Source organism: Colwellia polaris (assembly GCF_002104515.1).
Taxonomy (GTDB): Bacteria; Pseudomonadota; Gammaproteobacteria; order Enterobacterales; family Alteromonadaceae; genus Cognaticolwellia; species Cognaticolwellia polaris.
On the sequence record NZ_NBOE01000005.1, the window covers coordinates 67,622 to 89,232 of the forward strand.

Consider the following 21,611-nt stretch of genomic DNA (forward strand, 5'->3'; position numbering starts at 1 on the left):
TTACTCCAAAGTAGAAAATGGAGGGCGATTTTTGTGTTCATACAGCCGTTAAAAGTCATTTTCTAGTTGGATATTGCCTCAGATTTCACGTAGCAACGTAATTTGAGGCTTAATTTTTAATAAATTTTGAGGCTGTTTTCTCAAAAAGAGAAATTCTACAGGCTCGTTAGGTTAATAAGGAAATTTATGAGTATCGTTGGACGAATTGCTCAACTAATTATTGGTATTGTAATAGGTTGGTATGGATTTACACTGGTGTCAGAGGATGGTTCAGATATATTCACTTGGATAGCAGTGCTTATAGGTGCAGGTTCGGTTTTGTCCGCCTTGTTTCCTGATATTTTCGACATATCGACTGACCAAGGAGATAGCGGCTCTACTAGTGACTCTGGCGGTGACGGAGATTAATTAACCTAACAAGCTAATTAATAAGGACAAAAAACAGTTGGCTGTTTTCGTTCCTCAACATTTTAGCCAACAATTTTTTGCCCATTATTAGGTCGTTGAAGCTGTAGAATTTCTCCAAACTGAAAAATGGCGTATGATTTTTCTGTTAGTACAGCCTTTAAAGTTCACTTTTTAGTGGAGTATTGCCTCAGAATGCACATAGCAACGCAATTTGAGGCTTAATTTTTAATAAATTTTGAGGCTGCTTTTTCTAAAATAGAAATTCTACAGCCCCGTTATAAGGTAAAAATGACTACTCAGAATATCACTGCTATTGCTATACGATTTTTAGCTATCTGGTTATTAGTTCAGCTCATAAACAACCTTCCGAGTTTAAGTTTATTGTTTGCAAGCATTGAAAGCTATACGCAAAAAGATGTGCCTCTTGGTGTATATATTTCGATGGTTATTGCTGTTTTTGTTGTTGGTTTAATTGCATCATATTTAATGTATAAATCTTCAGAAACTATTTTATCTAAAACCACAAATGAAAATGAAACAAGCAATCAACTTAGTACTACTGATCATAAATTTTTAATTCAATTATTAGGTTTATATTTTATTGTTGCATCAATTACTTGTTTGCCTTCTTCATTAAGCTTTATCCAATACTCAGAAGAGGTTAAATTTTATAACTTACTCGGTACGTTAGGCTGGATATTTCAATTAATGGTAGGGTTATTTTTAATTGGTTCTCCTAAATATTGGACTCAATTATTAAATAAACTGAGAGGTAGGGTGTAATTTCCTTAAAAATTAACAGGACACCCACCCTAAATTGAAATTACAGAACACTAAACTAAGAAAACCCCACAACATTATCTCAGGTGAGTTATGGCTACGCCAAGGAAGCAGAACAAATTAACAGGACACCCATCCTAAATTGAAATTACAGAACTCTGGACTAAACTAAGAAAACACCACGACAAATAATCCGATTAAAGTATCGATATTTCAATGCGCATTGCCGCTTTATGGATAAATCTTTTCATATCAGAGCGATTTAAGCCTGACAATCAGCATGGTTGAAGAATTAATGATAGTTAACCTGAACTCTGGATAAGCAGCACTTGCTCAATACTCCCTTTTAAGCCATTTTCTGCGTTAAAACGTCGATAAATAGCGCGCTATTCATAAACGTTTTGCCTTGGAAATGGTATAAAATGAAGCATTGATGATATCTATTCGTGATGTTCACCTGGCTATAGCATTTACTTTATTACCTAAGCTTTTGTTTCACTTGAGTTTCAAGCACTCATTATCCAGAGTTCAGGTTAGCTAACCTAAACTCTGGATAAGCAGCGCTTGCTCAATACTCCCTTTTAATCCATTATCTGCGTTAAAACGGGGATAAATTGCGTGCTATTCATAAAGGTTTTGCCATTGTAAATGGTATAAAATGAAGCATTGATGGTGTTTATTCGTGATGTTCACCTTATTAACCTAAGTTTTTGATTCACTTGAGTATCAAGCACTCATTACTCAGAGTTCAGGTTAGTTATGTGCAATATAGATTCAAGCGTACTGAACTCAAAATATTTAAAGCAGAACAATGAAAATTATTTTACTAACACATGAACGTGAATTGCATAGAGCAACCAACACTGGCAACCTTGCGATAGAGAATACGAATAATATCGTTGAGCGTATAGTATGGGAGAGAGTAAATCCGAGTAAAGTTATCACTCAGCTAATAGAAAATAATGAGGCAGCGCTGTTATATTCCAAAGCTACTCCTGTAACAGATGTAACATTGACTATCTCATCAGAAGTAAAGTTTGAAAAACCTGTGTTACCACCACTTAATATTGAAGCGTATGAGAATATCATTATCATTGATGGAACATGGCAAGAAGCAAAGAAAATATTTAATCAAAGTCCTTATTTAAAAGCTGCGCCGCATTTTACTTTGAAAACAGCAACAAACTCTTTATACAAACTTAGAGCCAATCAACTAGAAGGGGGGTTATGCACTGTAGAATGTATAATCGAAGTTTTAAAACTTAAAGGGGAAAATAAAAAAGCAGCCGAGTTAATAGAAAAGTTTGCCCAATTTAATGGCTAAACTTTAATGTATTACATTCATACCTTCGAACGAGTTTAATTGTTCTAATTAACGGTATTGCTATTAAGGGCGGTTTGTCATGCTAAATATGATGTTAAGATCACTAAATCATCATTTTCAATGCAAAATAAGGCGTAAGGTTAAATATTAAAATACCTAACTTATAGTTACCCAAATAGTTAAAATACAACGAAGGTAACGCTTTGGCATCGATTCCCATAATATTGCTGTGCAAGTTAGCGGTAAAACGTTTAAACACGATAATTGCTAGTGCTGAAAACAGGTATACAGCCAAATTAATGACCGAACACCAACCTAAAAAAGTTGTAAGCTCATTGATACTCATTATTGCTAAAATCTCCGTAAACATTGTGGAATGTGCCACATAATAAGGCTTTCTTAGGCTGAGCCAATAAAAGCCATTTGATAGTACGTTAAGTTAACTCAACTAAATATATCATATAGTTTGAAATGGTAAATAATCTGGGGTACTGGGTACAAAAGTTCATCAGCTTGCTCGTAAAATTGAAGATTGGCTGATACCTAAGGTTAATGCGGTATTGCTAATGTGTTTTTCGGCTAATAGCTGCTTTAAAATTATCAGTAGATTGAGATCAAGTTGATTTAAATTCATTATTATCTTTTTATGTTTGTTTTAATAATTATTACTAGTAACGATGATCATTGGGCTTTATGTCGTTGCTAGTTTTTACTTCATAGTCATAAACCTTGCCATTTTTATCGAGTTTAAAATGGCAACAGCCGTCAAATATTTCTCTTAATAATAATCTACTTTTTTGCACACGTGACTTTAATGTTGAGTAACTAATACCTAATTGCTCTGCATATTGTTTTTGTGATTGATTATTAATGTCAATCGCTGTTAACAAGCGTGCATTTTCACTGGGTAGAGCATTGATAAAAGGTATAATACAGTGAGTTAAATCTCTATTACTTGATTCACTATCATCATGAGAGTTTAGTTTAACCTCTTGATATTCCGTGCTTCTATCTTGCTTGCGGTAATAATCAATAATGCTACGGTTTGCGATTTGAAATAGCCAAGCTTTCACACTTTTTTGCTCTTTTAACGTATGAATATTGTTGTGAGTTTTTATCAATATTTCTTGTAGTAAGTCGTCTACATCAGCTTCATTCGAAACCTTAGCATGTATAAAACGTTTTAGTGCTGCTCGATAAGCTAGCCAAATCTCTTCTATTTTCATTAAGCAGATATTCTCCAGCTTTTTATTTATTATCAGACTCACAAGCTTTATTTACTCTGATATTGTCTACATGCTAGCTAAAAGTTTAAAACCGAATTGAAGTATCTCGTTAGTAGTATTTTAGGGCTAGTTTTTTATTTTTCTATTTAATTATATTCTTTATTTATCGTCTTTTTAAATGTTTGTACGTCTTATGGGTAAATTAATCCTTTGGAAACCATAATGAACTATTTAGACAACCAAGTATTTAACCTAACCCCGACTTTTAACAAAAACAGTACCCATAAACCCCGAGTACTGATCTTATACGGATCATTACGCGAAACATCGTTTAGCCGTTTAAGTGCCGAAGAAGCGGGACGAATACTGACAACAATGGGGGCAGAAGTTAAGTTTTTTAATCCTAAAGGTTTACCCTTATTTGATAACAACGACTCTGTTAATCACCCAAAAGTTGAAGAGCTTAGAACGCTTGTAACTTGGTCTGAAGCACAAGTATGGTCTTCACCCGAAATTCACGGCAACCTTTCGGGTGTAATGAAAACTCAAATCGACTGGATCCCATTAACACTTGGTGCGGTTAGACCAACCCAAGGTAAAACATTAGCGGTTATGCAAGTTTCAGGTGGCTCGCAAAGCTTTAATGCTGTTAACAACATGAGAATTTTAGGCCGATGGATGCGTATGCTAACAATTCCTAACCAGTCATCTGTAGCCAAAGCTTATAATGAATTTACTGAAGATGGCCAAATGAAAGACTCATCCTACAGAGAGCGCATTGTAGATGTAATGGAAGAATTGATGCGCTTTACTTTTTTAACACGTGATAATAGTGGCTTTTTAACCGATAGATATAGCGAACGCCTTGCTGGTGAAGCTAAAAAAATTGCCATGTAAGAACGTAAAATAGCTTAAAGGGTATTCATCAGTTTTCAACAAACAATTCAAATTAACTAAATTTAAATACGTAATACAAAAACGATTGTAGCTTACTTGTTAGATGACAAAATACCCTTTAAAAACTGATATAGCGTTGAGTTAATAAGACCGAGCAAGATACCTAAGCCAATATAATTGATGTTTTACCATAACAATTAAGTACACTGTAAAAGATCTATACTATAATATTTAATAATTATCGACGTGTTAGAGTTTTTAATAAAACAGTTATTTTTTATTAACATAAGTTTAATTTTAAAGGGATAAAAAATTATCAAAAGAAAAGTATCTTATTATATTGGACTTACTTCATTACTGCTTGTGCCTAATATTGCTTTTGCTAGTCAAAATAACGTGAATTTACTGGGAGAGAATAGCCGTTGGTCATTCGATATAGCAACTCGCGGCACCCGTAATATTGATCAAAAAAACAATGCTTTTATGCACGTAATTGGTTTAGATTTACATAAAGTATTTAGTGCTAAAACTAACGATATAGGCACATTAACTTTTCAGCCCTATGTCGTTAAATTAAATAATGTTAAAAATCCTCCATTTATATTCGATGATGGTAATGACACTCAACTAACCTGGCGAATAGCAAACTTTAATTACACTGCTTTAGCACAGGGAAAATTTAATATCAGAGCAGGGCATTTTGAGATTCCTTTTGGACTTGAGTATCAAATAGATACTAATGGTACTTTACGCCAATTAACAACAAGTGACAGAGGAATAAAAGCCGATTGGGGTGTTTCAATCAACGGGATATTACCAAATGTTGAATACGAAATTGCTATAACACGTGGTTCTGGTAATGAAATAGAAAGTGCCGGAAATCCTTATGTATTTTCTGGCCGGGTTGGCTCTGATACTACGAAAAATTTCACTAGTGGGTTTTCATGGTTTACGGGTGATGTACTCGTAAAAAATGGTATTGTAAAACATAAAAAAATAGCCTTTGATGCCAGTTATTATTACTTCCAATGGCAATTTATGGTTGAAGCATCAGCCGGTAAACAAGCTAATAATAGTACACAAAATACCTTTGCTGAGGTAATGTGGAAGAGTCCACAAGAAACATTTTTATCTTATTGGCAATTGGGTTATAAAAATACATCAATCAGTGAAAATAACTTAGAAAGAAACGTTTCAAACAGTTATTGGGTCACGGGGATTAAATGGCAAAGCATTAATGGTTTTAATGTCAGTGCACAATACAAAGATAAATTATCAAATTCATCATCACAAGACTCAATACTGAGCATTCAACTTCGCTACAGAATATAAAACTGAATTGAGAACATTATGATTAAAAACATCAGCATAGTTACGATATTTATTTTTCTTGAATTAGTATCTACAAGTACATACGCCGCATTTTGTTCATTGAGAGATCCTGTTTCAGCAATTCAAATGTTATATACCGATGGCTATGAATTTCGCTCGTTAGTTACAACAGTAACAGAAGAAGATAGAGCGAGAGTTAAAATGCAATTGCCTTTTACTATTCATCAAAGTGAAGTCGGAAAACATACCTTATATGTTGTATATGAAAACGATACTCGCATTGGTTTTTTACAAGCAAGATCTGAGTGGGCAAAGTGGGGTTTAGTTGAAATAGCCTGGGCAATAAATAACGACCGCAGTATAAAAGGATTTTATTTTCAACGATGCCGAAGCCCTCAATGTAATGATACTGTTAGCGAACAAATAAATACTGTGTTGAAAAATAAAAATTTTACACAATTAAAAACATTACTGAACGACAATGGAGAGACCCTTTCAAGCTACGGAAAAACACAATTTAACCATGCGCCAGACTTAGCTTTACTAGCAATACGTTCTGCACTAAAAACCTTAGCCATTACTGACTTAAGTTGGGAAAACGACATAAATAAATTAGCGTTAATTAACCAGAGCAATTAAATGAGAATTAGAAGTTACCTTGCATTACTTGTTTGTGCTTGTTTACTTGGCGCCTATGCTCTTGAACAAGTGTTAACACAATATTTTGTTCATGTGCAGACAATGGCTGATAAATATAATAAAAACCTGCTGTGGGCAAAAGATTTAGAAAGAATAGAAATTAGCACTTCACAATTTTTAGTATCGTCTGATCTTGTTGTAGGGTCTGGTAATACTTACCTTATTTTCGGCGCAAAAAATATTGGCGATTACCTAACTTCTGAACTGTCAACGCTGCATGCACAACATCACTTTCCAAGTCTTAATGACAAAATTAGTCATACAATTACGCAAACTACCACAATAAATTCGATACTTGATGCCGTGGGTCAAATACCGCCTAGTGCATTAAAAACAGATTTGAGAAATTTATTAGATGAATATGATCCGGTCAGTTTAAGGTTATCTAATAACATAATGTTTTTAACTAAAGAAGTTAAAAACATTATTTCACAACAAGGCTTAGCACTTGAGCAAGAAAAACAGTTCCAGGCTCAAGTCGTTTGGTTATCCAGAACGGTGTTTTTTCTATTTATTATTGTTTTATGGTGGTGGGCTAATAGAAGGATATGTCGTCCTTTAGATCAACTTATTAACTCATCGCATAAAGCGTTGGCCGGAGAAGGTTTTAATCCAACTATTAATGCACCAACTGAAATTATTAAGCTAAGTAATGACTTTAAAGACCTTACTGAAAGCCTGTTTTATCAAGCCTCACACGACCCTTTAACTGAGTTACAAAACCGAAGAGCGTTCGAACGCTGTTTAACTGAAGCCTTGCCAGACAATAAAGCCAATTACTTTTTATGCTTTATTGATTTAGATTACTTTAAAACGATTAATGACAGCTGCGGGCATGCTGCTGGAGATGATATTTTAATCAAAGTAGCCAACATTTTAAAAAATAATATTCGCTACATAGATACGGTTGCACGTTTAGGCGGAGATGAGTTTGCAATTTTACTTAAAGATTTAAATGTAGAAAAAGCCATGAGTATTGCAAATAAGGTAAAATCGCAAATTCACCGCTTAAGTTATACCTTAGAAAATGAAGTATTCTATTTAAGTGCAAGTATAGGTATTGCACAGAAAACAACACAAACAACAATATCAGAGCTACTGCATTGTGCCGATGTTGCTTGTGCTACAGCTAAAAATGCAGGTCGTAACATTGTAAAAACTTATGACATAAATTTTGAATTAGAACAAACCGATACTCCAGATACTATATCGGTTCATCAGATAAATCAGGCACTTGAAAACGATCTTTTTCTTTTATTTAAGCAAGAGATTATGCCTTTAAAATCGATGAATTCAGGTAAGTATTTTGAAGTACTTTTGATGATGAAAAATGCTGCAGGAAAAATTGTTCAGCATACTCATTTCACAGCCATTGCTGATCGTTATCAGCTTAGTATTGATATTGACCGTTGGCTTATCAATAAAACCTATCAATATTTTACAAGTAATTACGCTGAACTTACTACCGTTAAAACCATTGCAATCAAGCTTTCTAGTCAAGCTTTATTAAATGAAGATTTTGAAGGGTTTATTGTACAGTTGCTTAAAAATGGTGCTATACCTGCTGATAAGTTCTGCTTTGAAGTTCAAGAGTCAGATGCTATCGCTCACTTAAAACGAGCCCGAATATTTATGACTAACCTTAGGGCATTAGGTTGTTAGTTTGCTTTAAATGAAGTTGGAAAAGGCCACTACTCTTGTGTTTATATGAATGAGTTTCCTGTAAATATAATAAAAATATCTAGCGCTTTAATTAAAAAATTGCCCAACAATAATAAAGCTTATAATACGGTCACGTCCATCTGTGCTAATGCAACGTTAGCTAATCAACGGGTCATTGCAAAGTCTGTTGATGATGAAAATATGGTTAATTTATTAAATGAATTAGGTGTCGATTTTGTTCAGGGAAACTACTCAGCTTACCCTGAGGAACTGTATTTTTAATTCAATCTTTGTTCACGCCTCAGCCTCATTATTACCAACACTGATAATACAAAAAGTTATCGAAATTATGTTCTAGATCAAAGATGCTAATTTGTTCATATGATAAATATAGTGACAGAGTTTAATCATTAAACTCTGTCACTATATTTACGGAGAATATTATGATCTCAATTTTTTATATGCCTGCATTAAATGTTATAGGTGAGGGCGGCTTAGCAAATGCCGTTACTTACATTACTGAGCAAAAATTTAAAAAAGCATTAATTGTTACCGATAAAGTATTGAATAAGCAGGGTGTTGTTGATCTTTTTACTCATTTACTTACAGAGCAAGGTATTGAAAGCATTATATTTGATCGTGTAAAAGCAAATCCAACGATAACGAACGTAAATGAAGGCCTTAATACACTAAAACAGTGCCATTGTGATTTTGTTGTATCTTTAGGTGGAGGTTCACCTCATGACTGTGCAAAAGGTATTGCCTTAGTCGCCAGTAATGGTGGTGAAATTGCCGATTATGAAGGAGTAGATCAATCTAAACTTCCCCAATTACCGTTAATTGCTATTAATACTACTGCCGGTACTGCAAGCGAAATGACACGTTTTGCCATTATTACCGACGAAAAACGTCATGTAAAAATGGCTATTGTTGATAAGCATACAACGCCGGTGTTATCAATTAACGATCCTAGCTTAATGTTAAGTATGCCTGCATCGTTAACTGCTGCAACGGGTATGGACGCACTTACCCATGCCATTGAAGCTTATGTTTCAACAGCAGCAACGCCAATTACCGATGCTGTTGCATTAAAAGCTATTGAACTTATTAATGAAAATTTACCTACCGCGGTAACAGAGCCAGAAAATATGTTTGCTAGAGAGCAAATGGCTTATGCCCAGTTTATGGCTGGAATGGCATTTAACAATGCATCTTTAGGTTATGTACATGCGATGGCACATCAACTTGGAGGGTTTTACGATTTGCCTCATGGTGTTTGTAATGCGGTGCTTTTACCTCACGTTCAGCGTTATAACGCACAAGTTAGCGCTAAGCGCTTAAAAGATGTGGCTACTAGTATGGGAGTAGATACTTCTGAAATGTCAGATCAGCAGGGCGCCGAAGCTGCTATTCAAGCAATAGAAACACTTGCAAGAAAAGTGGGTATTCCTGAAGGACTTGAAATACTAGACGTTAAAGTAAGTGATATTCCATTACTCGCAGAAAACGCGCTAAAAGACGTATGTGGTTTAACAAACCCTAAACAAGCTAGCCATGCGGAAATATGCGCAATTTTTAAAGCTGCACTTTAGTTATTTTCTTAAATTGCCGCAGTAGCAAAGTTCATGCTAATTGAAAAACATACTAAGTAACTAAGTAAGGTACTAGGTAATACAATTGTATTACCTAGTACCAGCAAAATAGGTAAGATCGAAAGCATGCCAGTGCCTTAATTACAGAGATTAAGGTAAACAATTAACAGGTTAAAAAATAAGGTTGCTGTATTAGTTTTGTAATCACCGTATAATTGCCAACATATTATCAATGGCATTTAAGACCCACACATGGCAGCGCAAAAGCATCACTCTGAATTACCCATAAAACACATTTCACTGACTGACGATAATATTCACAATACTGTTCATGAAATAGATAAATCTGCTCCTAAAATTATTCTTGCCACCCTTAATGCCCGTTATTTTCACACCAGTTTTGGATTACGGTATTTGTACGCTAACATGCAAGAGCTACAACCGTTTTGTGAAATAAAAGAGTTCATAATTCAAACGCGAGCTATTGATATTGTTGAACAAATACTTGCGACTAAGCCTGATATTGTTGGTTTTGGTGTTTATATTTGGAATATTGTAGAAACTACCGATGTGGTTAGCTTACTCAAAGTTATTGCACCCGAAGTTAAAATTGTTTTGGGTGGTCCTGAAGTCAGTTATGAGACAGAACAACAAACTATTGTTGCTAGTGCCGATTATGTTTTAACTGGGCCAGCAGATTTAAGTTTCTATCAATTATGTAACGACATTATCAATAATGCGCCATTGGATAGAAAAATTCTTAACTCGAATCCTGTTGAATTAAAAGAATTAGCATCGCCTTATCAATATTATACCGATGAAGACTTAACGCATCGCTTACTTTATGTGGAAGCATCTCGAGGTTGTCCGTTCAAATGTGAATTTTGTTTGTCATCTTTAGATAAGAATTCCGTACCTTTTGAGATTGTACTATTTCTTGAGCAAATGGAGATTCTATATAACCGTGGTGCGCGTAACTTCAAGTTTATCGATAGAACCTTTAACTTAAACATTAACACCACCATGCAAATTATGCAGTTTTTCTTAGACCGAATGACTGACGATTTATACCTGCATTTTGAAGTGGTGCCCGATCATCTCCCTAGAAAATTAAAAGAATTGTTAGCGCAGTTTCCACCAGGCAGTTTACAGTTTGAAATTGGTATACAAACGTTTAATACCGACGTGCAAAAAAATATTAGCCGTAAGCAAAATAATGCCAAATCTAAAGAAAACTTAATTTGGTTAAAAGACAATACCCACGCCCATATTCATGCTGATCTTATTTTTGGTTTACCTGGAGAAACCTTCGACAGCTTTAAAGATAGTTTTAATCAGTTATATCATTGTCGACCTCATGAAATTCAAATGGGTATTTTAAAACGTTTAAAAGGTAGCCCGATTATTAGGCATACCGAAGCATTTGATTTACGTTTTAACCCCTTACCACCATTTAATATATTAAGTACCGATAGGGTAAGCTTTGCTACCATGCAACGCATTAATCGCTTTGCTCGTTATTGGGACATGATAGGTAATTCAGGGCGATTTAAGTACGCATTACCTCACATATTATCCGATGAACCATTTGATAATTTTATGGCGATAACCGAGTGGATTTTTAACAAAACCGGCCAAATACATAAAATTAACTTGAAAAAACTCTTTGAGTTAATTTCGCAAGCCGTTGAAGCTTTATATCCAGAAAAACATGCGTTGGTAATCGAAAAAATTGAAGAAGATTACGAAGCCGCGAAATTGAAGAGTTTATTTAGTAGTTTAAATCTCTATGAGAATAAAAAATTAGTAACGCCAAGTAAAAATAAAGCATTAAAGCGCCAGCAACAACATATGAGCTAATAGCGCTGTGGTAGTATTTTTCTATGTTCTTAAAAATGATTAAAAAGTTAAGTTGTTTTTAGAGCGGTTAATTTTCTAATATGTTCAGCAGATACGCCACAGCAACCGCCAACAATAGAGGCTCCCGCATTTATCCATTTAGTTACAAATTTTTGGTATTTTGTTGGTGATACATCATCTCTAATAATCGATAAGCCTTCATCATTATTTGCTTCGCGTAGTTCACCTATAGGTGGGAAATTATTGGCATAAACACCTAATAGCACCTTATTTTCTAATCCGTTAGCAACTAATGCCATTCTAGCGTTAATTAAAGCCGACTCCATAACTTCAACAGCGCTACAATTAAATAATATGGCTGAAATATTTTGCCCCGCTATTTTACTTACCGCTTGATAAACAGACTCACCAGAACGAAGTGTTGAGTCTGAATTTATTTCATCTTTTATAGTAAAAGCAATCCAGCAGGGCTTGTTTGTCTTAGACGTATGCTCTTTTATCATTTGAGCTTCGGCAATTGAAGATATAGTTTCTGCTAACCAAAAATCTATTAAAGCATCCTGATGTGCTATTAAAGGCTTAATCAACGGCGTTGCATGTTCAACTGAAAATAGATCTGGGCGATAAGATCCTAAAACGGGAGGAATACAGCCGGCCACTAAAACATCAAAGTTACCGTCAACTTTACTCTTATCAGCACAATCCCTTGCCAATGATGCGGCCAAGGTAATTAACTCAGCACCTTGCTCACTAAAATGCTTCTCACCAATATGAAACGGTACTAGAGCATAGGTGTTAGTGGTAATAATTTCAGCCCCTGCATTAATGAAATTATCATGTACTTGTGAGACATAATGAGGTGATTCAATTAACGCGTGAGCTGACCATTCGGGCTGCTGAAAGGGAGCACCTATGCGCTCAAGCTCTCGACCCATGCCACCATCAAGGATTATGGGCAATGTAGCGGGTAATTTCATACTAATACGTAACTTCTGAACCTAAAAAAATTCAGAATAACCATGTGCTTTATATATAGCAAGTACAGACAGGGCGGTTATTAGCGTTTAACGAAATGATTTATTGAAATTAGCTAAGATATGCGATGTTTTAGCAGCTTTTAATAACGATGACCAGCACACATTGCTTTAACTCACAGCCATATTTTTGCTTTAAAAGGCATTAAAAAGCAGTTTACAGTTGAATTAAATATTGCAGAAACCTATATAATTACTCTAGCTTGTATTTTATAAACCAATTCCCAACAATTTTACATTGAGATTTACTATGTCTGATTCATCTATTTTAATCGTTTGCGCTAACTGCTGTACTAAAAATCGATTAGCTCGCGGAAAACTTAACGATAAACCCGTATGTGGCAAGTGTGGTAAAGCTGTGCTTTCTTCAAAACCTATTGTGGGAAGTGATAACAACTTTAGCCGTTTTGTCACCGGTAATGGTTTACCCGTTGTGGTCGACTTTTGGGCCCAATGGTGTGGGCCATGCAAACAATTTGCACCTACCTATGAACAGGTCGCAGGTGAAATGTTTACTCAGGCTTGCTTTGTTAAGTTAGATACTGAGAAAAACCAACAAACTTCAGGTGAGTATAACATTCGCTCAATTCCAACCTTAATGATCTTTCATCACGGTAAAGAGGTTGCTCGCATGTCAGGCGCTTTACCTAAAGCTCAATTTAAACAATGGTTAGCTGAAAATTTACCTGTGGTTTGAAAGATCGATAATTAATGGTATCAGGTGAATGCTAAAATTCTTGAATTAAGAGGTTACACAAACGCTTTAGTAAATGACTAACGAATATATTGTTATCGATATGATTTTTTATTGATTGATATAAAAGGTTTGCTGAATGTAATTCTTGTGAGTCTTTATTAAAGGGCGTTGTTAATCTCAAGATATATAAACAAGATCTGAGAAGAACAACGTCCGAATTTACCTGCTTACTTTACATCAGCACTAAACCAGCATTAAACCAGCACTAAATCAGCGCTATATAGTTTGTTTGGAAGCAGATTCAGGTAGCAAAGAGATAAAAAAGCTCATTTCCAAGGCTTTTTCTCTTAAGCTTTTAAAGCGCCCTGATGCACCGCCATGACCTGCATCCATATCAGTTTTAAATACTAACAGGTTATTGTCTGTTTTAAATTCACGTAATTTCGCTACCCATTTCATGGGTTCAAAGTACTGTACTTGAGAGTCGTGTAATCCGGTGGTTACCAATATATGTGGGTAAGCTTGAGCACTGATATTATCAAGAGGAGAATAGGCTAATATATCTTGATACGCTTGATATTCGTTAGGGTTACCCCATTCATCATATTCATTGGTGGTTAACGGAATGCTTTCATCTAACATGGTGGTTAACACATCTAAAAATGGTACATGAGCACCTATGCCTAAATACAACTCTGGTGCTTGATTTACTATCGCGCCCATTAATAAGCCGCCGGCACTACCACCTGATGCAAATATTTTGTCTTTTGCGCCATAGCCTTGTGAAACTAATGCTTTAGTTACATCAATAAAATCGTTAAAAGTATTTTGTTTATACGACATTTTACCTGAGTCGTACCAATGCCGACCTAACATTTCTGAGCCACGAACATGGGCAATAACGTAAACAAAGCCTCGATCAAGTAAACTTAAGGTTTGGCTAGAGAAGTTAGGATCTATCGTTATGCCATAAGCACCATAACCGTATTGAAGCAAAGGGTTGGTGCCGTCTTTTTTAAATTTATCACTACGATATACAAGTGATGCTGGTACTTCAACGCCATCACGTGCAGTAATAAAAATTCGCTCTGATTTGTATAATTCTTTGTTAAAGTCGCCTAATACTTTTTGCTGCTTTAATAAGGTTCTCTTACCTGTTGCTAAATCAAATTCAAATAAAGAACCTGGTGTAGTTAAGCTTGAATAATATATTCGTGCGACTGTGCTTTCTGGCTCAGGGTTATCCCCCAAACAGGCAAAGTAACAAGGGTCGTCAAACAATAAAGGGGTTTCATCACCGATATTTTCGCCTTCAGTGGTGCGTACAATAAAGCGTATTTGGCCATTTTCACGTTCGGTTACTACGAGGAAGCTTTGAAATATTTCGATACCTTCAAGGAGTACATGATTTCTATGCGGAATTACCTCCTGCCAATTATCCATATTATTGACTAAATCAACGGCTACTTTCATTAATTTAAAGTTTTTAGCTTTGTGGTTACTTACAATATAAAAGTAATCACCCATTTTATCTGCATGATATTCATGTCTTTCTTGGTAAGGTAATAAGTCGATAAACTCGCCACTAGGATCGTCAGCACTTAACATTAAACAATGTGTAGACTCAGTAGCATGTAAACAAATATATATTTGAGAATCGTCACGGCTTTTATCTAAACTCATGTAAAAGCTATGATCATGTTCTTCATATACCAGCACATCATCAGCTTGTTTTGTGCCTAATGTATGTCGGTAAACTTTTGTGCCTAATAAAGTATCGAGATCTTTTTTAACGTAAAACACCGTTTTATTATCATTTGCCCATACAATTTGGCCTTCGGTTTCCACCAAAGTATCCGCTAAATAAGTATTGGCGGGCTTGGCCGTTTGGCTTAAGTCTTTAAAATAAATTGTATAAATACGACGACTGTCAGTATCTTCTGCAATAGACATGAGTTGGTCGTTAGGGCTTATCGACACATCACCTAAGTCATAAAATTCATAATTTTTTGCGCGCTCATTTACATCTAATAACAGCGTTTTGTTTTCACCTGTAAAACTCGTTGCACGATAGAAATTAGAGAATTCTTGCTCGCCTTGTATTTCACTGTGATACCAATAGTTACCGTCTTTTGCCGGAACCGTATTATCGTCTTTGACTATGCGTGCTTTAAGCTCTTCAAAAAGTGTGTCTTGCAATGGTTTTTGTTCGCTCAATATAGCGTCAGCATAATCATTCTCAGCTTTTAGGTGTGCAAGGATATTTTTGTCATTGCGTTGGTCATCACGCATCCAATAATAGTTATCAACACGTTGATGATTATGCATGGTCATTTTGTGGGGAATTTTTTTAGCTACGGGGGCGATGATGTTTTTTACGGGTGATTTTGACAGCGCTGAAATAATAGAAGATGGCACTAAGTGCTCCTAATAACTAAAGTAATTTAAACAAGAAAATACAGATAGGTAAGTTTATCGACCTTTTATATATTTAGTTAGTTATTAATCAAATATATCGATAAATATTAGTGGAGAAATCTTGCCATAAATAAGCTTTGTTAATATTAAACGGTAGTTAATATTTTGATACTTTCAGATATATTGAGAATAAAAGTGTTAGTATTTAAAGCATTATTAAACGAGTAACGTTAATTTTAAAGCAATTTTAAAATCTAAAGCGGGTAGGTTATATAGCAGTTTTACACGCTGAAGCAATAAACATATAACCACAAGTTATCTAGTTACAAGGATTCTTAAATGATAAAAACAAAAATTCATCAGAGTAGAAATATTAGCAAGTATGTCCCGGGGCTATTAATAATATTAATGGTGTTTACTACAGGATGCACCGCCTCCAATACCAGTCAAAATGTAAGAAAAACAGACAATGTACCAGCAGTTAAAGGGCCTTACGAGCTTGCTGCCGAGCAAAACATTCCAAGTGTTGTTAGTTATCAGCCTCCAGAAGACACATTACGCTTTATTAACGAGCCAATATTTAAGTTCAACGATATAGCTTATCGTTATGTGTTAAGTCCACTTGCTAGTGGTTACGAAAATATTGTGCCAGAACCAGTTGATAAGAGCATTAGTAACTTTTTTTATAACTTACGCGAGCCACTTTACGCTATAAACCATTTACTTCAAGGCGATATAAGATCATCAGGAAAAAGTATTGCAAGAGTATTAATTAATAGCACGGTTGGTGTTCTTGGCTTGTTTGATGCCGCTGATAATTTAGTCGATGTAGAAAGAAACAAAACGACCTTTGGCGATACCTTAGCTAGTTATGGTGTTGGTTATGGTACTTATGTTGTTCTGCCTTTACTTGGCCCATCTGACTTACGCGATACGGCTTCTTTAACCTTTAACTACTTTGCTCATCCACTTAATTATATAAATGACGATGAAGTAGCTACTCAGCTTCTTTTAGCCGATGGTGTACAAGCACAAATCCCTATTTTAGCTCAATACCCTAATGTATTGGCCGATGTTGAAAATCCTTACGAGTTTGTTAGAAACTTATACATGCAAAACTTACTACGCGATGGCCAAACTCGCAGGAATGAGGTGTTTAAAACTGAAGAACAAAAAAAGACATCATTAAACCCTGTCTTAAAGCCTGATACAACAGTGGAGTAATAATGTTTAATAAAAATTCAACGATATATGCCTATATTACCTGTGTTTTATTTATTTTACTCACGGCTATATTTGCATGGCAAGCACAGAAATTTGAGATAGATGCATCAGCCGATACCTTATTAGTTGATAACAACAAACACTACATACTAACGCAACTGGCTGATCAACGTTATGGCTCAGAAGAGTTTATTTTGATTGCGTTTAAGCCTAATAATAGTGAGCTATTTGCAACCAAAAACTTAAGTGCTGTTTCTAAAATAGGCCACGAAATTGAAACCATAACCCGTGTTAAAGCCGTAAAAAGCATTGTAAACATGCCGATTTTTACCGCAGCAAAGTCAGTTTCTGCTGATGTTGAAAATTTAACCTGGGAAAATAATAAGTTCAGTAAAGAGACCTTATCACTTAGTTTAAAAAAACATCCCTTATATGAAGATTTATTGATTAATGAAGATCAAACGGCCATGTCATTGCAGGTTGTCTTTGAAACTGATCCTAAAATAGCACAAATCAGTAATGATATTACCAATATTAAACAGCACCTATTAACGCGAGAACTTACAGAAGAGGAAGTTAAGTTACTAACAGAGCTTAAATCTCAACAACAAAAACTCACTAAAAACTTAGAGCAAGTAAGAATAGATGAAATTGAAAGTATTCGAGATATTTTAAAACCGTATAAACAAGAAGGTGACTTCTTCCTTGGCGGTAATAATTTATTGTCTTACGAATTAATTCAAATTATTGAAAATGACTTAGTCCTTTTTGGTGCATTAATTATTATCGTTGTTATCGCTTTACTTTGGTTTTTGTTTAGGCAATTAAGTTGGGTAATATTACCTATTGTATGTTGTGCCACCAGTGTTGTGATCACCATAGGTTTATTAGCAGCGCTAGCGTTTAAAGTTACAGTAATATCGGCCAACGTTTTTGCACTGCAAATTATATTATCTTTAGCCATGATAATTCACCTTATTGTGCATTATCAGGAATTGGTAGTTAAACATAGCAACTGGCCGCATACAAAGTTAGTTATAACCACTATTAAGCAGAAGTTTAAACCTTGTTTTTATGCTGGATTAACCACCACTATAGGCTTTGGTTCATTAATATTTAGTGGTGTACAACCTGTGATCAGTTTTGGCTGGATGATGGTTGTTGCTATGCTGGTTAGTTTTGCTGTTAGCTTATTATTTTTCCCGGCATTGCTTTTAGGTCTGTTTAAGAAACAAGACTATGTCAAACAGCATAAAACCATTGAAAATAAAATGACCTCAACGGCCAAGTTCGTAAAGCAACAACCCAAAGTAATAATCTTATTTTCTACGATAATTACCGTTATTGGTGTGCTGGGCTGCTTACAACTAACCGCTGAAAACAGTTTTTTAAATTATTTTGATGAATCGACAGATGTTAGACAAGAATTAACCTATATTGATCAAGAGTTTGGTGGCTCTACGCCTTTTGATTTATTGTTTAATATTCCCGATGAGCAAGTTAAAGCAGGCTTAGTTATTTCCGCAGACACTGTTCAAACTGTAACAGCTATTCAGAATATGTTGGCAAATCAACAAGCAATTGGCGCTATCACGTCAATTGCAGACTTTACTAAAATAGCCCAAGTTGTTAACGTAAAACCACTGACTGAATATGAATTAACAGCACTTTACAAAAGTTTAGATCCAAACTTACAACAAGCAGTATTTGGTGCTTATTTTTCAGAAATTGATAACCAAATACGCATATCTATGCGGGTTCAAGACAGCACCGCTAATTTAAACAGAGCTGATTTATTAGCTGAAATACATTTACAGTTGTCAGAGTTAGGGATTGAAAAACAGCAATACACTTTAACTGGCTTATTTATACTATACCAAGATGTTTTGTCGCGATTGGTTGATTCACAAATATTAACTATCTTGATTGTTTACTCTGCGATGGCAATTACACTGATGATTATATTTTCGTCGCTTAAAATCGCGTTAATATCGTTAATACCCAATTTAATTACTACCTCAGTTATCATGGGGATATTAGGTATTTTTGCCATACCGTTAGACTTAATGACTATCACGATTGCTGCGGTAGCTATGGGGATTTCAATGGATGACACCATTCACTATGTTCATCGGTATTTAGAAGAAACTAAACTCAATAAAACAGATAGTAATGAATGGGTTAAACGAACTAATTTATCAGTGGGTTATGCATTAATCTATACCACAACAGTTATTGTTGTTGGTTTTGGATCTTTAATATTTTCTAACTTTGTACCGAGTATGCTTTTCGGTTTGCTCACCAGTATTGCTATGATTGTGGCTTTGCTGACTGATATAACCACTTTACCGGTATTATTGAGAAAGTTTGTCGACGAAAAAACAGTAAGTAAGTAAGTAAGTTGTATAAAATTCACACGCTAATTTAATATTCCCTTTTCTTACACATAACGAAATTAACCAATATAAATCGTTATGTGTAAGGAGATAGAAGAGGACTAGAATTAATTCGCTAATTTACTCATTTATTTCCAGATCAAAATTACAAACAGATTCAAACTGATATAATCCCATTAATAAAGCCTAGTACCTGAAATAATTCAGTTCAAATATTAAATCACCTGGAAATATACTTATTATGCGAGTAGCTGTAGCGCAATTTGCCACGTCTTCAAATACCCAAGAAAACTTAGCGACTTGTATTAGAATGATAAAAGAGGCTGCTAAATGTAAGCCAGCAATAATTGTCCTTCCTGAATATTGTAATACCCAAGCTGATCAGCAAAATCATCAGCAAGCATGGGATGAAGCGCTTAACCTTAATGGTGAATTTTTACAGCAAATTGCTGCTTTAGCAAAATTGCATCACTGTAATATCGTACTTAATGTGACGTTAAGAAGAGACTTAGTAAGAAATGAAGTTAATCCGCTTATTAAATCTAATATTAGTATTACAACTTGTACCTTTGCTGAAACCGGTGAGCTTATTCATCAAGCAGATAAACAAACTTTACAAGCACACGAAAGTGAATTTTTTATCAATACAAAAACAGTAGACAGTTTATTTACTTCTTCTTTAGGTAAATTAAGTGTTTTAACCGGCACTGAAATTACAAGTTATAAAGCCAGAGAGCAATCACGCCAAGGTGCAAAATTATTGTGTAATCTACAAAGCACAAAAAGCCAAATACAAAATTCTATATATTCTGCAGCTTGGGCACATGACAATAACGTGTTTATTGCCAAAGCTAGCAAGATTAGTGATTGCGGATCTGTTAAATCAAAAGCCATAAACAACGAGGACAGCAGCCAAATAGTTTCATTAAATGGTAAGATTTTAGCAACATTAGCCAATGATAAAGAAGGGGTTATTTTTGCAGATATTGATCTGGATAAAGCAGGATTAGAAAAACATCAACGTCCAGATGGCACAAACTTTACAAGCCAGCACCGACCTGAGCTATATCAGCAACTTGTTCTAACATCAAAAACACCCGCGTTAGAAACGTTAAAGAGCCAAATTCCTGAAACCGTTAATGTGGCTTTATTTGCAACATATAAATCCAATGAGCAAGCTATTGAAGATGTTTGTTATTACATTGAAAATAATTTATCAGATATAATTCAATTACCTGAACTATTTTTTCTATCTGATAAAACTATTGCAAACAATGCAATACAACGTGTTGAACTAGAAGCTCTTTGCCAAATAATGATTACAAAAGTAAGCGCTGTACTACGTCCTTTTCAATATGTGTGTACAAGTTTAGTGATTAACGGATCGCATCAAGCGGTACTCATAAATGAAAATGGAATATTCGCAATACAGCAACAATTACATTTTTGTAATAGATACCAATGGACAAGCTTAGGCAATAGTCTAAACATAATCGCATTACCTTTAGAGCAGGGGTTTATTAATATTGCAATGCTTACTGCAGACGATGCAAACATACCAGAATTAAGCAATATTGCCGCGCTTAACAAAGTTAATGCGCTACTTATACCTTTTGATATTCAAACATCAAGTGAAGTAAACTTTGGTCTATTGACTCGGGCGGCAGAAAATCAAATTTGTATTGTTGCTTCTAGCCGAGAGAAAAGTTTTAGCGAGGAACAAGCTAATAATGACATTGAAAAAATTAATCCTGGAAACATAAAAAAAATAAAGCCACAAAAATCAACAGGCTTAGTTGTTGATATTGTAAACGGCAATACAAATAACCTTGATGGTAAATTGAAGATCAAACAACAACATGGAAAAATTACTAAAGCGCTTATACATCCGCGCGAAACTATTCAAGGTATTTATACCTAAAGGCATGATTAATTAGTTTTTTTATAAAGTTCTTTAATAAGCTACATTCTATGTTAAGTACCTCTACAGTTACTTAACATATTCATCAAATAAGTTAAATCGAGATAGGAATTCCTTTACAAAATAGCTTATAGTAGAACA

Annotated in this window: 17 protein-coding genes and 1 pseudogene; 13 read left to right on the forward strand and 5 right to left on the reverse strand. The window is 34.8% G+C overall.

All coding sequences use genetic code 11. From position 1 onward, the window contains the following. The first annotated feature begins 186 nt into the window (after window positions 1–186). The 3 genes from B6A32_RS09975 (at window position 187) to B6A32_RS09985 (ending at window position 2,512) form a co-directional block, all read left to right on the forward strand. Window positions 187–408 (forward strand): hypothetical protein, encoded by a 222-nt coding sequence (locus B6A32_RS09975; RefSeq protein WP_085303510.1) that lies wholly within the window; start codon window positions 187–189, stop codon window positions 406–408. Window positions 409–696: 288 nt separating this feature from the next. After that, a complete protein-coding gene (locus tag B6A32_RS09980; protein WP_085303512.1) occupies window positions 697–1,191 on the forward strand; it encodes a hypothetical protein in 495 nt (164 codons plus the stop codon). An 808-nt stretch (window positions 1,192–1,999) separates the two neighbouring features. Continuing rightward, a complete protein-coding gene (locus B6A32_RS09985; RefSeq protein WP_085303514.1) occupies window positions 2,000–2,512 on the forward strand; it encodes a DTW domain-containing protein in 513 nt (170 codons plus the stop codon). A 103-nt stretch (window positions 2,513–2,615) separates the two neighbouring features. On the opposite strand, the gene B6A32_RS09990 is transcribed toward B6A32_RS09985, so the two are convergent. From B6A32_RS09990 to sigZ, 3 genes are all read right to left on the reverse strand, one after another. Then, window positions 2,616–2,882 carry a DUF6868 family protein gene (locus B6A32_RS09990; RefSeq protein WP_198946903.1) on the reverse strand — a complete coding sequence of 89 codons (267 nt, stop codon included), beginning with the start codon at window positions 2,880–2,882 and terminating at the stop codon, window positions 2,616–2,618. A gap of 138 nt (window positions 2,883–3,020) precedes the next feature. Further along, window positions 3,021–3,146 carry a hypothetical protein gene (locus B6A32_RS19570; RefSeq protein WP_269844040.1) on the reverse strand — a complete coding sequence of 42 codons (126 nt, stop codon included), beginning with the start codon at window positions 3,144–3,146 and terminating at the stop codon, window positions 3,021–3,023. A 34-nt stretch (window positions 3,147–3,180) separates the two neighbouring features. Then, window positions 3,181–3,738, reverse strand: coding sequence for an RNA polymerase sigma factor SigZ (gene sigZ / locus B6A32_RS09995; RefSeq protein ID WP_085303516.1), 558 nt, complete (start codon window positions 3,736–3,738; stop codon window positions 3,181–3,183). Between the two features lie 222 nt (window positions 3,739–3,960). Between sigZ and arsH the strand changes: the two genes are divergently transcribed. From arsH to B6A32_RS10025, 6 genes and pseudogenes are all read left to right on the forward strand, one after another. Further along, window positions 3,961–4,635 (forward strand): arsenical resistance protein ArsH, encoded by a 675-nt coding sequence (gene arsH / locus B6A32_RS10000; protein ID WP_085303518.1) that lies wholly within the window; start codon window positions 3,961–3,963, stop codon window positions 4,633–4,635. 396 nt (window positions 4,636–5,031) lie between these two features. After that, window positions 5,032–5,967 (forward strand): hypothetical protein, encoded by a 936-nt coding sequence (locus B6A32_RS10005; protein ID WP_233131376.1) that lies wholly within the window; start codon window positions 5,032–5,034, stop codon window positions 5,965–5,967. Between the two features lie 18 nt (window positions 5,968–5,985). Further along, complete coding sequence (locus B6A32_RS10010) at window positions 5,986–6,606, forward strand: hypothetical protein (RefSeq protein ID WP_085303536.1); 621 nt, start codon at window positions 5,986–5,988, stop codon at window positions 6,604–6,606. A 456-nt stretch (window positions 6,607–7,062) separates the two neighbouring features. Beyond that, window positions 7,063–8,610 (forward strand): annotated as a pseudogene (locus B6A32_RS10015) (EAL domain-containing protein). A gap of 161 nt (window positions 8,611–8,771) precedes the next feature. Then, window positions 8,772–9,920: an L-threonine dehydrogenase gene (yiaY, locus tag B6A32_RS10020; protein ID WP_085303538.1), complete on the forward strand. Its 1,149-nt coding sequence runs from the start codon at window positions 8,772–8,774 to the stop codon at window positions 9,918–9,920. A 252-nt stretch (window positions 9,921–10,172) separates the two neighbouring features. Next, on the forward strand, window positions 10,173–11,780 hold the full coding sequence (locus tag B6A32_RS10025; RefSeq protein WP_085303540.1) for a B12-binding domain-containing radical SAM protein: 1,608 nt from the start codon (window positions 10,173–10,175) through the stop codon (window positions 11,778–11,780). A gap of 47 nt (window positions 11,781–11,827) precedes the next feature. On the opposite strand, the gene B6A32_RS10030 is transcribed toward B6A32_RS10025, so the two are convergent. Next, window positions 11,828–12,757 carry a homocysteine S-methyltransferase family protein gene (locus B6A32_RS10030; RefSeq protein ID WP_085303543.1) on the reverse strand — a complete coding sequence of 310 codons (930 nt, stop codon included), beginning with the start codon at window positions 12,755–12,757 and terminating at the stop codon, window positions 11,828–11,830. A 307-nt stretch (window positions 12,758–13,064) separates the two neighbouring features. On the opposite strand from B6A32_RS10030, the gene trxC reads away from it, so the two are divergent. Next, window positions 13,065–13,511, forward strand: coding sequence for a thioredoxin TrxC (trxC, locus tag B6A32_RS10035; protein ID WP_085303545.1), 447 nt, complete (start codon window positions 13,065–13,067; stop codon window positions 13,509–13,511). A gap of 276 nt (window positions 13,512–13,787) precedes the next feature. Here the strand turns inward: trxC and B6A32_RS10040 are convergent, their stop codons facing one another. Next, window positions 13,788–15,929 carry a S9 family peptidase gene (locus tag B6A32_RS10040; protein WP_085303547.1) on the reverse strand — a complete coding sequence of 714 codons (2,142 nt, stop codon included), beginning with the start codon at window positions 15,927–15,929 and terminating at the stop codon, window positions 13,788–13,790. Between the two features lie 339 nt (window positions 15,930–16,268). Here B6A32_RS10040 and B6A32_RS10045 point away from each other — a divergent pair, with 339 nt between their 5' ends. From B6A32_RS10045 to B6A32_RS10055, 3 genes are all read left to right on the forward strand, one after another. Further along, window positions 16,269–17,153, forward strand: a complete 885-nt coding sequence (locus tag B6A32_RS10045) for an MlaA family lipoprotein (RefSeq protein ID WP_085303549.1) — start codon at window positions 16,269–16,271, stop codon at window positions 17,151–17,153. A 2-nt stretch (window positions 17,154–17,155) separates the two neighbouring features. Then, window positions 17,156–19,549, forward strand: coding sequence for an efflux RND transporter permease subunit (locus tag B6A32_RS10050; RefSeq protein WP_085303552.1), 2,394 nt, complete (start codon window positions 17,156–17,158; stop codon window positions 19,547–19,549). Between the two features lie 241 nt (window positions 19,550–19,790). Beyond that, window positions 19,791–21,470 (forward strand): nitrilase-related carbon-nitrogen hydrolase, encoded by a 1,680-nt coding sequence (locus B6A32_RS10055; protein WP_085303554.1) that lies wholly within the window; start codon window positions 19,791–19,793, stop codon window positions 21,468–21,470. Window positions 21,471–21,611 lie beyond the last annotated feature (141 nt).

Bases quoted from the DNA above. Each gene is read 5' to 3' on its own strand.
- B6A32_RS09975 (WP_085303510.1), top strand. From the start codon at position 187: ATGAGTATCGTTGGACGAATTGCTCAACTAATTATTGGTATTGTAATA.
- B6A32_RS09980 (WP_085303512.1), top strand. From the start codon at position 697: ATGACTACTCAGAATATCACTGCTATTGCTATACGATTTTTAGCTATC.
- B6A32_RS09985 (WP_085303514.1), top strand. From the start codon at position 2,000: ATGAAAATTATTTTACTAACACATGAACGTGAATTGCATAGAGCAACC.
- B6A32_RS09990 (WP_198946903.1), bottom strand. From the start codon at position 2,882: ATGTTTACGGAGATTTTAGCAATAATGAGTATCAATGAGCTTACAACT.
- B6A32_RS19570 (WP_269844040.1), bottom strand. From the start codon at position 3,146: ATGAATTTAAATCAACTTGATCTCAATCTACTGATAATTTTAAAGCAG.
- sigZ (WP_085303516.1), bottom strand. From the start codon at position 3,738: ATGAAAATAGAAGAGATTTGGCTAGCTTATCGAGCAGCACTAAAACGT.
- arsH (WP_085303518.1), top strand. From the start codon at position 3,961: ATGAACTATTTAGACAACCAAGTATTTAACCTAACCCCGACTTTTAAC.
- B6A32_RS10010 (WP_085303536.1), top strand. From the start codon at position 5,986: ATGATTAAAAACATCAGCATAGTTACGATATTTATTTTTCTTGAATTA.
- yiaY (WP_085303538.1), top strand. From the start codon at position 8,772: ATGATCTCAATTTTTTATATGCCTGCATTAAATGTTATAGGTGAGGGC.
- B6A32_RS10025 (WP_085303540.1), top strand. From the start codon at position 10,173: ATGGCAGCGCAAAAGCATCACTCTGAATTACCCATAAAACACATTTCA.
- B6A32_RS10030 (WP_085303543.1), bottom strand. From the start codon at position 12,757: ATGAAATTACCCGCTACATTGCCCATAATCCTTGATGGTGGCATGGGT.
- trxC (WP_085303545.1), top strand. From the start codon at position 13,065: ATGTCTGATTCATCTATTTTAATCGTTTGCGCTAACTGCTGTACTAAA.
- B6A32_RS10045 (WP_085303549.1), top strand. From the start codon at position 16,269: ATGATAAAAACAAAAATTCATCAGAGTAGAAATATTAGCAAGTATGTC.
- B6A32_RS10050 (WP_085303552.1), top strand. From the start codon at position 17,156: ATGTTTAATAAAAATTCAACGATATATGCCTATATTACCTGTGTTTTA.
- B6A32_RS10055 (WP_085303554.1), top strand. From the start codon at position 19,791: ATGCGAGTAGCTGTAGCGCAATTTGCCACGTCTTCAAATACCCAAGAA.